The 13,039-nt window shown below is 29.8% G+C and carries 11 protein-coding genes and 1 other annotated feature; of the genes, 10 read left to right on the top strand and 1 reads right to left on the bottom strand.

Annotation, left to right across the window (positions count from 1 at the left end; translation table 11 throughout):
* Positions 1-187 precede the first annotated feature (187 nt).
* The 8 genes from BEE63_RS13545 (at position 188) to BEE63_RS13580 (ending at position 7,762) form a co-directional block, all read left to right on the top strand.
* The gene (locus BEE63_RS13545) at positions 188-1,255 is read left to right on the top strand and encodes a G5 and 3D domain-containing protein (protein ID WP_175400849.1); all 1,068 of its coding nucleotides are present in this window, start codon (positions 188-190) and stop codon (positions 1,253-1,255) included.
* Positions 1,256-1,414: 159 nt separating this feature from the next.
* Entirely contained in the window at positions 1,415-1,972 is a 558-nt protein-coding gene (gene rnmV / locus BEE63_RS13550) for a ribonuclease M5 (protein WP_066021891.1), read from the top strand.
* Positions 1,959-2,792 carry a 16S rRNA (adenine(1518)-N(6)/adenine(1519)-N(6))-dimethyltransferase RsmA gene (gene rsmA / locus BEE63_RS13555; protein ID WP_066021892.1) on the top strand — a complete coding sequence of 278 codons (834 nt, stop codon included), beginning with the start codon at positions 1,959-1,961 and terminating at the stop codon, positions 2,790-2,792. Before rnmV ends, rsmA begins: the two co-directional genes overlap by 14 nt.
* Before the next feature lie 63 nt (positions 2,793-2,855).
* Positions 2,856-4,247: a hypothetical protein gene (locus BEE63_RS13560; RefSeq protein WP_066021893.1), complete on the top strand. Its 1,392-nt coding sequence runs from the start codon at positions 2,856-2,858 to the stop codon at positions 4,245-4,247.
* Between the two features lie 32 nt (positions 4,248-4,279).
* Positions 4,280-4,918 carry a hypothetical protein gene (locus BEE63_RS13565; protein ID WP_066021894.1) on the top strand — a complete coding sequence of 213 codons (639 nt, stop codon included), beginning with the start codon at positions 4,280-4,282 and terminating at the stop codon, positions 4,916-4,918.
* 81 nt (positions 4,919-4,999) lie between these two features.
* Positions 5,000-5,854: a hypothetical protein gene (locus BEE63_RS13570; protein WP_066021895.1), complete on the top strand. Its 855-nt coding sequence runs from the start codon at positions 5,000-5,002 to the stop codon at positions 5,852-5,854.
* Positions 5,855-5,881: 27 nt separating this feature from the next.
* Entirely contained in the window at positions 5,882-6,712 is an 831-nt protein-coding gene (locus tag BEE63_RS13575; RefSeq protein ID WP_066021896.1) for an Mrp/NBP35 family ATP-binding protein, read from the top strand.
* 105 nt (positions 6,713-6,817) lie between these two features.
* Positions 6,818-7,762: a DUF6263 family protein gene (locus BEE63_RS13580; protein WP_066021897.1), complete on the top strand. Its 945-nt coding sequence runs from the start codon at positions 6,818-6,820 to the stop codon at positions 7,760-7,762.
* Between the two features lie 389 nt (positions 7,763-8,151).
* Here the strand turns inward: BEE63_RS13580 and BEE63_RS13585 are convergent, their stop codons facing one another.
* On the bottom strand, positions 8,152-8,652 hold the full coding sequence (locus BEE63_RS13585) for a flavin reductase family protein (RefSeq protein ID WP_100369886.1): 501 nt from the start codon (positions 8,650-8,652) through the stop codon (positions 8,152-8,154).
* A 212-nt stretch (positions 8,653-8,864) separates the two neighbouring features.
* Here BEE63_RS13585 and BEE63_RS13590 point away from each other — a divergent pair, with 212 nt between their 5' ends.
* Positions 8,865-11,306: a sugar phosphate nucleotidyltransferase gene (locus BEE63_RS13590; RefSeq protein WP_066021899.1), complete on the top strand. Its 2,442-nt coding sequence runs from the start codon at positions 8,865-8,867 to the stop codon at positions 11,304-11,306.
* Positions 11,307-11,372: 66 nt separating this feature from the next.
* Positions 11,373-11,625: a binding site (T-box leader), on the top strand.
* Between the two features lie 58 nt (positions 11,626-11,683).
* Positions 11,684-12,976 (top strand): aspartate--tRNA(Asn) ligase, encoded by a 1,293-nt coding sequence (gene aspS / locus BEE63_RS13595; RefSeq protein WP_066021900.1) that lies wholly within the window; start codon positions 11,684-11,686, stop codon positions 12,974-12,976.
* The last annotated feature ends 63 nt before the right edge of the window (positions 12,977-13,039 follow it).

Genomic DNA, 13,039 nt, shown 5'->3' on the forward strand with positions numbered 1-13,039 from the left:
CATAATTTATATCAATCTCATAAACGAAAAAATCAGTAACTTTTTAAACGCTATTATCCTTAAATTTTTAATAAAAATGCTTAGAGCATTTACTGATTTATGTTTATTCAGGCTTTGAAATTTGACATTATTGCAAAATTGTTGTTATAATGTTAAAGACTTTTGCCTGTTGGGGGGAGGTATATTTATGTTAAAAATGCTGAAAAGTAAGTTTGAGCTTAAGTTAAATTTAAACAAGAGCAACTTCAAATCTAAAATTAAAACTTACTTTTCAAGTGGTCCTAGGGTATTAGCCGCATCTTCATTAATAGCTTTGATTGTAGTTGGAATTGTGCTTTTTACAGTTCATTCCATGAAAAAAGATGTTACTATTAATGTTGATGGTAAAATATTGAAAGTTGTTACGTATAAGAGCAATGAAAAAGATATTTTAAGTAAAAATAATGTACTGGTGGGACCAAAGGATAAGATTCAACCAGGGATAGGCACAAAATTAAGAGATGGAGACAAAATATATATAAAAAGGGCAGTAAACATTGAAGTTGCGGTAGACAAGAAAGTGCGAAAGATTAAATCGGCAGAAAAAACGGTAAATAAAATGCTTAAAGCGGAAAAAATTGCACTTAGCAAAGTAGACAAAGTCAATGTTTCAAGGAATGCACCACTAAAAAAGAATATGAAAATTTCTATAACAAGGGTTAATTCTCAGATTATAAATGAAAATCAGCAGATTGATTTTCCAACTGAAGTTGTTTCAGATGATAATATGGGAAATGATGAAAAACAAGTTATTCAGCAAGGGCAAGCTGGTCAAAAGGAAGTTTTCACTAAGATAATTTACGAAGACGGAGTTGCTGTATCAAAAAAAGTGGTGGCTGAAATTGTAAATAAGGAACCTATAAAACAGATCTTTAAAGTTGGAACTTTAGGAGTTTTAAAGCCTGATAGAGGTGGACGTGTATTATATAAGTCATCTATCAATGCGCTTGCAACTGCATATACTGATGATTTCGGTTTTGGTATAACAGCATCAGGTACGAAAGTTAAAAGAGATTCTGGTGGTTATAGCTCTATAGCAGTTGATCCTAGTGTTATTCCGCTTGGCACAAAACTGTATGTTCCTGGCTATGGTTATGGTATTGCAGAAGATACTGGTGGTGCCATAAAAGGCAATAGAGTGGACTTGTTTTTTACAAGTGAAAAAGATTGCTACAGCTGGGGAGCTAAAGACGTTACAGTATACATTCTTAAATAGGAGCTTAGGCTCCTTTTTTTTAATGTTACAAAGCATCGTTAATTCACTTTTTATTGACTTTAGGGTGTTATAGTATAAAATAAATTATAGAAAATATTTGAAAGGAGAAAAGAATGCTCAGAATAATTATATTTATTTTGAGGAATTCTTTATATATATATGATTAAAGAAGTAATTGTTGTTGAAGGAAGAGATGATATAACAGCTGTAAAAAGGGCTGTTAATGCTGAAATGATTGCAGTTGGTGGATTTGGAATAAATGCTAAAGTTATAAGCAAAATAAAAGAAGCACAGAAAAGATGCGGAGTTATTGTATTTACAGATCCTGATTTTGCAGGTGAAAAGATAAGAAGCATAATAAGTAAAAGAGTTAAAGGAATTAAGCATGCTCGCATATCGCAAAGTGAAGGTACTAAGAATGGGGACATAGGAGTTGAAAATGCATCGCCAGAAACAATAATGAAGGCTCTTAAAAATGCTAAATGTGAAGTTCAGAAAAAAGATATTGTTTTTACAATAGATGATATGATATTTTTCAAATTAGTAGGAGATCCTGATGCAAGAAGAAGAAGAGATTTAGTGGGAAATGAACTAGGAATAGGGTATGCAAATGGAGCACAATTTTTATCGAGACTTAATAATTATGGCATATCAAAAGAGGAAATGATAGAAGCTGTAAATAAAGTCAATAGGAGATATTATAATGAAGAAATTTAATACAAAGCAAATAGTATCAAAATATAATTTTAAATTTTCCAAGAAGCTTGGTCAAAATTTTTTAACTGATGATACTGTATTGGATGATATAATTGACAATTCTGAAGTTGACAAAAATGATTTTGTTATAGAAATAGGGCCGGGTGTAGGTACATTGACTCATAGGCTTGCAGATAAGGCTAAACATGTTTGCGCTATAGAGCTTGATGACAGTTTAATTCCAATATTAAAAGAAGAAATGAAGGAGTATGAAAATTTTACATTAATACATAGTGATGCTTTGAAGGTTGACTTTGATGAGATTATAGGAAATGAGGAGAATGTTAAGTTAGTTGCAAATTTACCGTATTATGTTACTACACCGATAATTTCAAAACTTCTCAATAATGGTTATAATTTTAAATCACTTACTATAATGATTCAAAAGGAAGTTGGAGATAGAATTGCTGCTAAACCTGATACAAAGGAGTATGGAGCACTTTCACTTTTAGTTCAGTATTATTGTGATGTTAAGGTAATAAGAGTTGTAAAACCATCATGTTTTATTCCTCAACCTAAAGTTGATTCACTTATTATAAGGCTTGATAAATTACAAAAGCCTAGAATCGTAGTGAAGGATGAAAAGCTATTTTTTAAGGTTATTAGAAGCTCATTTAATATGAGAAGGAAAACTTTATGGAATGCAATGAAAGGTTTTAAACTATCCAAGGAAGACTTAGAGCAGGCCTTTAATGATGCAGGTATTGATTCCAAAAGACGTGGTGAAACTTTGAGTATAGAGGAATTTGGAAAATTATCTGATGAAATATATAAGTATTAGTTCATTTTTTTAAAAAACTTTCATATATTTATAATAAATAAATTTTATGGGAGGACAAATAAGTTGAGTCAGAAAAAGAATTACAGTAGAAGTTTTATAATTCTTCAAGAGAATGAAAAAGGATATGAGATATCTTCTGATAAACTTCCTACAGGTTATGCAAAGATAGAAATAAAAAATGGCAAATGCAAGGTATCTTTTTATGTTCAAAATTTAAAGAAGATGTCTAAACCATATAGTATGCTGCTTGTTTGTGATAAAAAAAATACAAAAAAATTAATTCATTTGGGAAAAATTAATATAGATGAATATGGGAGATCAGAAATAAGCAGAGAATTTGAGGAAAGCGATATAGCAGGAAGCGGTATACCTGTAGATAGAGTTGTAGGAGCATCTATTGCACAGGTTATAGAGGATAATATCATTGCTGTTATGAGTGGATTTAATGCTTCAGATGTATCAGATTCATGGAAAACATATCCTGTGGCTCAAGTAAAAAAGGAAACTGATGAAACAAATAAAGTAAGTGAGAATATAGAACAATCTCATAAGGATGATATTAGAAAAGACGAGGCTCAGGAAGCAGTATCAAAGAAAAAAGAGAATACAACTAATGTATTTGATGAATATGAAAAGAGAGTACAGGCGAAAGCAGACAAACAAGATGAAGAGGTAAACAAAGTAAAAGAAGTAAATGCAGTAAAAGAAGTAAAAGAAGTAAAAGAAGTAAATGCAGTAAAAGAAGTAAAATCAGAGAATACAGAAATTAGTAAAGAAAAGACCAAGGAAAAGACCAAAGAGAGACACCAAGATAAAAGGGACAATGCACAAGAAGATAGTGTGCAGGATAGTAGCAGCGAAGATGAAAGCAACAATAATGTAGAAGAAACTAGTACAGTAGAGGGAATCAATAAATTAGAAGATAATGATAATACAGATGAAATTAATAAAGTTAGTGATATAGAAGATAATAATTATGATTCATATCAAAGTGTAAATGAGGATGAAGAAGATTTGAGTGAACTTCCTAAGGGAAGAGTAGGAAAATTCTTTAGAAGTCTTACTAATGGACTTGAAGATCTAGGAGATGTTTTCCCAGATGTAAAGCGCTGCCAGTGGTATAAAATATCATCTGAATATCCTCAAAACATGTTTGATTCTCAAAGTTATAATAGATATGCTGTGATATATTACCCAATGTTAATGTATTATCCGTACATCGAAAAATATGGACATTATTTGCTAGGATATAAGTGTGATAAAAATGACAATATGAAATACATTGTATATGCAGTTCCAGGAACGAAAAAAAGAACAGAGCAGCCATTTGGAGGAAAAACTGGTTTTGTTTCATGGATTCCGCTTGTAGATGGTGATGAAAAAGAGGATTCTCTTGGATATTGGCTTATGTTTTATGATTTCAAAAATGCAACTATAGCAGTACCTAAAAGATAACAAAAGCATATTTAAAATGTGTAGGTGATAATATGAAGTTTGTAGTGGTAGACGGTAAGAAACTAGGAGCTATAATTGTTGTTATTGGACTCATGCTTGTATTATTCGGTATAGGAAATAATTTTAATGATAAAATAAGATCCACAGCTTATATCCAGAGCAATATGGGAAAATTGAAAGAGTATAAAATAAATGAGTTAAATATAAGTTATATGCTTCCAGAAAAATGGGTAACGAAGATTCAAAAATTTGGTGGCGGCGAAATTATATATCACAATGATTTTACAGATACGGCTGAAGGTATTAATGGATTTGTTGAGGTATGGAATATTAAGCAGGATTTGAAAACATTTTTAAATAACAGCAAAGAAGTTAGTATGGAGCAAAATGTTATAGAGAATTATACGATTCAAAATTTGAGTACAAAAATCGGTAATGGATTTTTAGTTAAATATATAATTAAAGATAAATATGAAAAGAAATATGTTGCCAATGAGTACTTTATAAAAGCGGGAAGTAAATTTATAAGATTTGCTTTTTATGTAGATAGTGAAAAATATAAAAATAATATGCAGCCACTTTTTAAAGCTATAATTAACACTCTAAAATATGAAAAGAGTGTAAATTTAATTGATAAAACTAATTTTAAGTATTATAATAGGAGAAGTTAAGCACTTCTTCTTTTTTAATGTGCTTAAATAGATGTAGATTGTAGATTTTAGTACAAAAAACTTCAATTAGGGGGAATTCAGTTGAAGCGTAAGAAGCTCTTAAGCTTTTTTTTAGTTTTAGTTATGTCTCTTAGTTCAATGACTTTTACCGGGTGTCAAAGTTTTAGCAATAACATAAGTAACATTAAAGTTAAATTAGGTTTAAAAAATAATGACTTCCAATATATAGAAGACGGTAAAATAAGTAAGATAGTTGTACAAAGTACAAGAGACAGCGGATTTAGATTTGTTGTTACTGATAAAAATGTAATTAATGATATATATGATATGCTTTCTTCAGCTAAAGCTGTGAATAGTAGATCATCTTTAAAGCCTGATTATACATTTCAATTATATAAAAATGATAAGAAGGTATATGCTACTTTTAATTATATAGCAGGTCTCGACAAAAAGGACGGAGGAAATTTTTATAACAATAGTAAAAGTTATGTGGTTTCAAACAGAATAGATAGTGATATAATAAAGAATTTTTGGGAAATAGATGGAACAAGAAGTTTAATAGATTTTAATTCTGTTTACTATAAAATGATTTCAGACGTAGTTGATAAGTATATTGCTTATAGTAAAAGCAGTAGTATAGGAATAGAAGTAGACAATGATATTAATGCAGCTAAGTTTATTCAGTCTACTAAGCTAGAAGATTTTAAGAAGAAATTGCCTTCCGGTGTTACACTTGTAGAAAGTACAGACGATGATACAAGCAAAGACTCTACATTGAATTTAACTACAGAAGGCTATGATCAAACAATATATAAGTGTACTGCCACTTTTTATAATAAGAAGACTATGGAGCAAAAGAAATACTATTTGACTGGAAAATATATAAAAAGTTATTGGAATATATCTATTTCTGAAACTAAGCCTAATAATTTTTAATATTTGGTAAAAAACGGAGGAAAATTTATGAATAAGTGTGATAGCTGTTCTAGTAAAAATAATTGTAAAAGTAATGGCAATTGTTCTAAACTAGCTTGCAAATATGGGAATATAAAAAATATAATAGGTGTTATAAGTGGAAAAGGTGGAGTTGGAAAATCTACAGTTACTGGAATTCTTGCAGTTAAGTTGGCTCAAAAAGGATTTAAAGTTGGAATTCTTGATGGGGATATAACAGGACCATCTATGCCAAGAATACTTGGTATAAATGATAAGAGAAGTCTTATTGTTCAGAATAAAGGAAGCGAAGATGTAAAATTCGTTCCAGTTGAAACTCCAAAGGGGATAAAAGTAATATCACTTAATTTAATGATTGAAAGTGAAGACCAACCAGTTATTTGGAGAGGACCGGTTATAAATAGTGTACTAAATCAGATGTATGCAGACACTGAGTGGGGAGATTTAGATTATCTTATTATAGATATGCCTCCTGGAACAGGTGATGTAGCTTTAACAGTAATGCAGAATATATCTTTAAGTGGAATGATTATAGTATCAACGCCTCAAGATATGGTATCTATGATAGTTAAAAAAGTGGTTACCATGGCTAAAAAAATGAATGTTAATATACTTGGAGTTGTTGAAAATATGTCATATATAGTTTGCGAGAAGTGCGGAGAAAAAATGAGAGTATTCAGTAAGAAATCCGCCAAGGAACAGGCAGAATATTTAGGACTTCCACTTGTGTGTGAGATGCCAATAGATTTAGATTTGGTAGACAATCTTGAAAAAGGTACTGTTGAAGAATATATATATGATAATGATAAGTACGAAAATATTTTAGATAATATTTTATAGAAGTTTTAAAACTTATATGTATGAATAAAAATCATCCAATGTGTGTTATTGGATGATTTTATGTTGATATACCAATTTTTAATTTTATACGGGGGGAAATAAATTATGACAAAAGTAAAGAAGTTAATAGCAGTTGCTTGTGTAGCAGCCACTATACTAACAATTAGTGGTTGTGACAATACAAAAGATATAAGCATGAATGTCAAAAAGGGCGATAAATATGTTTCTAGTCTTACTGAAAATGAGAGCACTTCAATGAGTGTGAATGGAGAAAATGTTAATACAAAACAAAAGCTTGACACAAGTTATGATGTTAAAGTAACTGATGTAGATAAGAATAATAATGTAACTATGGAATACAAATATGCTGATATAAAGATTGAACAAGAATCCAATGGACAAACTGTAAGCTATGATACTAAAAAATTAAATGCTAGCAGCGGCGGTGAAGCTCAGATATATAAAGATCTTATTGGAAAGAGCTTTTCTGTGAAATTTACGAATAAAGGTAAAGTTCTATCTATAAAAGGAATAGGTGAAATACTTGATTCTATAGCTGATAAAGCTGTTACTGATGATAGTCAAAAGCAAAAGGTTAAAGACATATTGTCAAAGAATTTTGGAGACGATACTATTAAATCAAGCTTGCAGCAGAGCATGGGATTTTATCCAAAAGATAAGATAAATGTAGGAGACACATGGGAAAATAAATTTAAGTATAATATTATATTACCTGTCTCTGTAAGTAGTAAATATAAATTATCAAGTGTCCAAAATAATCAATATGTTATAGATGTAAATTCAAAACTTGCTACAGACAGTGGATCCAAAGATGGAGAGATTGATGGAATTAAAGCAAAAGTAAAATTAAATGGAAATATAAATGGTAATATAAATATAAATAAAGATGATTGTATTTTAGGTGATGGAAAATTAACTGAGACATTAAAAGGTACAATATATGTTCCTGCAAGTGATAATGTTCCAACAGATCTTAAATTTCCAGTAACAATGAAAATAAATATTAATTATAAAACTATAAAGAAATAAAAAATAGGTCTGATGCGATAAAGGTTAAGGAAAATTTAAATTAAAAGCTTTCCATAGTGAAACGGAGGAAAGATGTCCATGTTTTACTCCAAAAGCGAATTAACATTGATGAAGTAACAATTTAAAAAAATCTAATGAATGTTATCATACAAGAGGCTGGGGCTTGGGTCAAAGACCCATTATCCTTCTTAATCTAATATAAGCACTCTCTATATTATGAGAGTGCTTGTTTAGATAGATCTTAAAATATTTATAGATCAAAATTATTAGGCGTAAACATTAAGATAGCCTATATTTTATAAAGAAGGATAATGGGTCTTTGACCCAAGCCCCAGCTATGATAAGATTTATTAGATTTTTTTAATGTTACAAATCAATGTTAATTCGCTCTATTTCTCGTAGCTTTCAACTATTTCTCCAAAGAAAAGTGTGTGAAATCTACCATCACTATAAATTTTATCTTTTATGTCTTTATCAATTTTTGAAAGATCAATATCACTAGAATATACTACTTTGCATTCGTAATAAATTCCACAGTCATCTATAATTGGCGCAGATAATTTTTTTGAGTCTTTCGTTTTTATATTGGCTTCTTTAAATTTATTTATGTCCCTTCCTGATTTTGTTCCACAGATTGAAAGTGCTTTTTTCAATTTGTCATTAGTGGGTATGCTTATGGTAAATTCTTTTGATTCTTTTATGAAGTCATAAGAATATCTTGAAGTTCTTATTAATGCCATAAATATTGGACGATTCCATTCGTAACCTATGTTGCCCCAGCTTATAGTCATTGTATTAGTTTTATCACCATTTTTTACAGTTAAAAATGCACCTTGTTTATGAAGATATTCCATAGCCTTATCTAAGTTATTAGTAAAATCCATTTGTATAGCCTCCTTGATTTGAATATATAATATTATTCTATCATATAAGAAAAAAAATTCATTTGTATCTTTGAAATTTTAAGTATAAATTTTCATATCATTGTTTAGATAATAAATTAATATAAAAATAATTGTAAAATTGAGTGAAGTTATTAATATAATGATTATATGAGCACCGTATTTAATTGTTCGTAGAAATATAATAGAGGGATGGTACAATGAAGGCTATTATTATGGCAGGAGGTAAGGGTACGAGACTTAGACCGCTTACATGTAATATTCCCAAACCCATGATGCCAATTATGCAAAAGCCGATTATTCAGTATATTATTGAGTTATTAAAAAAGTATGATATAACGGAAATAGGTATTACACTTCAATATCTTTCTGATGAAATAACAAGTTACTTTGGAAATGGAAAAAAGTTTGGGGTGAATTTACAGTATTTTATAGAAAAAAGTCCTCTAGGAACTGCGGGAAGTGTAAGAAGTGCGGAGGATTTTCTTGATGAAACCTTTGTAGTTGTAAGTGGTGATGCTCTTACAGATATAAATTTAACTAAAGTTTTACAATATCATAAACAGAAGAAATCTACAGTTACAATCGTTTTAAAGAAAGTGGATATACCTCTAGAATATGGTGTTGCAGTTACAGATGAATGTGGCAAAATAGATAATTTTATTGAAAAACCCGGGTGGAGTGAAATTTTTAGCGATAAAGTTAACACCGGTATATATGTTATGGAGCCTAAGATTTTTAAACTATATAATAAGAATAAAAAGATTGATTTTAGTAAAGATTTATTTCCTGTTCTTTTAAAAAATAATGAGCCTGTGTATGGATATGTAACTAATACTTATTGGAGAGACATAGGAAATATAGAGCAGTTTATGGAGTGTAATTTTGATGTACTTAATGAAGAAATAAATGTGAAAATTGATGCTGAAAAATGTAAAGACGGAGTGTGGATGGGAAAAGACTGTATAATAGAACCTAATGTAAAAATAATTCCACCAGTTTATATAGGAGATAATTGTAAGATATTATCTAATGCCGAAATTGGACCTTTTACTGTACTTGGAAGAAATAGTATAGTATCTGAAATGGCAGCATTAAAGAGAAGTATAGTGTTTGAAAATTGCTATGTCGGGAAATACACTCAATTAAGGGGGGCTATAGTATCAAATAATGTTCAAATCGGAAAAGGAGTATCAATTTTTGAAGAATGTTCAATTGGCAGTGGAAGTTTAATAGGAGAGAGAAGTATTATTAAAGCAGGTGTAAAAATATGGCCATATAAAGTTATAGGAAGTAGAGCAATTATAAAAACAAGCATTATGTGGGGGAAGAATAGCCCTAAAGTATTATTTGGTAAAAATGGAGTATGCGGTGAGGTAAATGTTGAGATCACACCGGAATTTGTGTCAAAATTAGCATCAGCTTTTGCTGCAATTTTGAAGCTGAACTCAAAGGTAATAGTATGCTCGAGTTCTGATTCTTCATGTGAAATGTTAAAATATTCTTTTATGTCTGGTCTAGTATCTATGGGCATGCAGGTTTATTCTGCTGAAGAAATGACAATCCCAATGATTAGGCTTTCAACAGTTAAATTTAATATGGACGCTGCGGTGTATTTATTCTGTGAGGAAGATACTTATGAAAAGGTCAATATATTATTCATTGACAAAGATGGAATAGCTATATCAAAATCTATGCAAAGAAAGATAGTGAATAATTTTGTAAAAGAAGATTTTATAAGAATGAGATCAAATGATTTTAAAAGAATAAGAAAATTAAAAGAATTCACAAGCTACTATGAAGAATACATTATAAGTGATTTGAAGATGCTAAAAGATGAACATAGAGAGATAAAAATTGCAGTATGGGCTTCCAATGAATTTATAAAAAAAATTGCTATAAGAGTACTTAACAAGCTTAATATTCAATGTATTAAGTATGATAATTATATAAGTTTGGATGGCCTAAAAAAAGAAGTTTTAACAAAAAAATTGGACTTTGGGGTTAATATTTCAGAAAACTGTAGTGAAGCTATATTAATTGATGAGAAAGGCACAATATTAAATAAACAAATATATGAGAGTATAAAATCGTTGGTACTTATATATGCTTACGGATTTAAGACTATTGCGGTGCCGGTTAATTCATCAGCTGCATTGAAGAAAATAGCACAAAGATATAACTGTAAGTATATTAGAACTAAGATTTCAGAAAGACATATTTTAAATGAATATATCAAAAATGAGAAAGATAAGGATAGAAAAAAGGTGCTGCTTTCGTATCTTTCAAGTATAGATGCATTAAGTGTAATAATAAATGTAATCGATATTATGCTGGAAAATGAAATGAAGATTTCTGAATTTATAGGGAATATACCAAATTATATTTTAAAGAACAAGGAAATAGCATGTTCGTGGGATAAAAAAGGAAGTATAATGAGAAAACTTATGGAAAAAAGCACTAGAAATCCGGTGGAACTTATAGAAGGGATTAAATTTAATTATGATGATTCATGGGCACTTGTAATTCCAGATTCTAATGAACCTATATGCAAAATATATGCAGAGTCCTGTGATGAAGAGAAAACTGAGAAAATTATAGATAGATTTGAGAATGAAATACATTTGTTTTTAAGAAGTTGACAAAAAACTATTGATTTTACTCATGATTAGTTTTATAATGTATTTATTATTTAAATATAAAGCTATAAAATTGCAATGAAGGAAAGAGTAGATTTAACTGAGCTTTCAGAGAGCCGGGCTTTAAGCTGTGAACCGGCAGCGAGATTAAATTGAAGAACATTCTGGAGTAGTTAACCAAAATCTTTTTGAAAGTAGGCTTAAACGGATGTCCATCGTTAAAGGGAATAGGTATTGATGTTTTTAGAGAACATTTTGTACTGAATTGAGTTAGCATTTTGCTAAGTAGGGTGGCACCGCGTTATATACAATCGCCCCTATACCAATATTATATTTGGTATAGGGGCGATTTTTTATGTAAAAAAATTGGAGGGCTATGTATGAAAAAATTTTATGTCAAAGATGTATTTTCCATGAATGAAGGGGATGAAATAGTACTTAAAGGATGGGTTCATAAAATTTATGATCTCGGTCATGTTAATTTTATAAGACTAAGAGATAAAACAGGAATTGCTCAGCTAGTAACAACTAAGGAACAATTAGAAGGTCTTAGAAATGAAACTTGTATAGAAGTTAAGGGAAAACTAAGTAAAAATGAAAAAGCTATTAATGGAATGGAAGTTCAAGTAGAAGATATAAAAATTTTAGGAAAAGTTTATTATGATAAATTACCTTTTGATATAAATGGTAAAAAAATAAATGCAGCACTTGAAACTCAACTTGATCATAGAAACATAAGTCTTAGAAAACCTAATATACTCGCAATTTTCAAAATTCAAGAACAAATTGGAGATTGTTTTAGAGATTTTTTAAGAGAAAATGGCTTTACAGAAATACATACACCTAAAATATTGGCATCAGGAACTGAGGGTGGAAGTGAGCTTTTCACTGTAAATTATTTTGATCATAGAGCATTTTTAGCTCAGAGTCCTCAATTTTACAAGCAGATGATGGTTGGAGTTGGATTTGAAAAAGTTTTTGAGGTAGGTCATGCTTATAGAGCAGAGCTTCATAATACTTACAGACATTTAAATGAGTATGTGAGTCTTGATGCAGAAATGGGCTTTATAGAAGATGAGACTGAAATAATGGATCTTGAAGAAAGATTTATGAACTATTTATTCAAAAAATTAAGAGAGAATTGTGCAAGGGAACTTGAAATGTATAATATAACTTTACCCCAAAAAGTTAACATACCAAGGATTCCTCTTTCAGAAGCACAGGAGATTGTTTATAAAGAATATGGTAAAAGATCACCTAAGGGAGATTTGAATGCTGAAGGTGAAAGATTGTTTGGAAAGTATATTAAGGAGAAGTATGATAGTGATTTTGCTTATCTTACAAAGTATCCTCTTTCAAAAAGGCCTATGTATACAATGCCTGATGATGAAATAGAAGGAGCCTCAAAGAGCTTTGATTTAATATATAAAGGTCTTGAAATAACAACAGGTGGTCAAAGAATTCATGATCATGATATGCTTGTAGAAGCTATAAAGAAAAAAGGATTTAAACCAGAAGAGTTTGAATTCTATACGGAAAACTTTAGATACGGTATGCCACCTCATGGAGGTTTTGCTATAGGTCTTGAAAGACTTACAATGCAGATATTAGGACTTGAAAATATAAGAGAAGCATCATTATTGCCAAGAGATATGAAGAGAATAACACCATAATTATGTTTGAAAATATTGATAAAAATTTATGGAGCTAACAGATTCTAAGGATTGCTCGTTTAT

Origin of the sequence: Clostridium pasteurianum, assembly GCF_001705235.1 — a bacterium.
GTDB lineage: Bacteria > Bacillota > Clostridia > Clostridiales > Clostridiaceae > Clostridium_S > Clostridium_S pasteurianum_A.

Coding starts and splice junctions, on each gene's coding strand:
- rnmV (WP_066021891.1), top strand. CDS start 1,415: ATGATTAAAGAAGTAATTGTTGTTGAAGGAAGAGATGATATAACAGCT.
- aspS (WP_066021900.1), top strand. CDS start 11,684: ATGAAAAAATTTTATGTCAAAGATGTATTTTCCATGAATGAAGGGGAT.
- BEE63_RS13580 (WP_066021897.1), top strand. CDS start 6,818: ATGACAAAAGTAAAGAAGTTAATAGCAGTTGCTTGTGTAGCAGCCACT.
- BEE63_RS13545 (WP_175400849.1), top strand. CDS start 188: ATGTTAAAAATGCTGAAAAGTAAGTTTGAGCTTAAGTTAAATTTAAAC.
- BEE63_RS13590 (WP_066021899.1), top strand. CDS start 8,865: ATGAAGGCTATTATTATGGCAGGAGGTAAGGGTACGAGACTTAGACCG.
- BEE63_RS13565 (WP_066021894.1), top strand. CDS start 4,280: ATGAAGTTTGTAGTGGTAGACGGTAAGAAACTAGGAGCTATAATTGTT.
- BEE63_RS13575 (WP_066021896.1), top strand. CDS start 5,882: ATGAATAAGTGTGATAGCTGTTCTAGTAAAAATAATTGTAAAAGTAAT.
- rsmA (WP_066021892.1), top strand. CDS start 1,959: ATGAAGAAATTTAATACAAAGCAAATAGTATCAAAATATAATTTTAAA.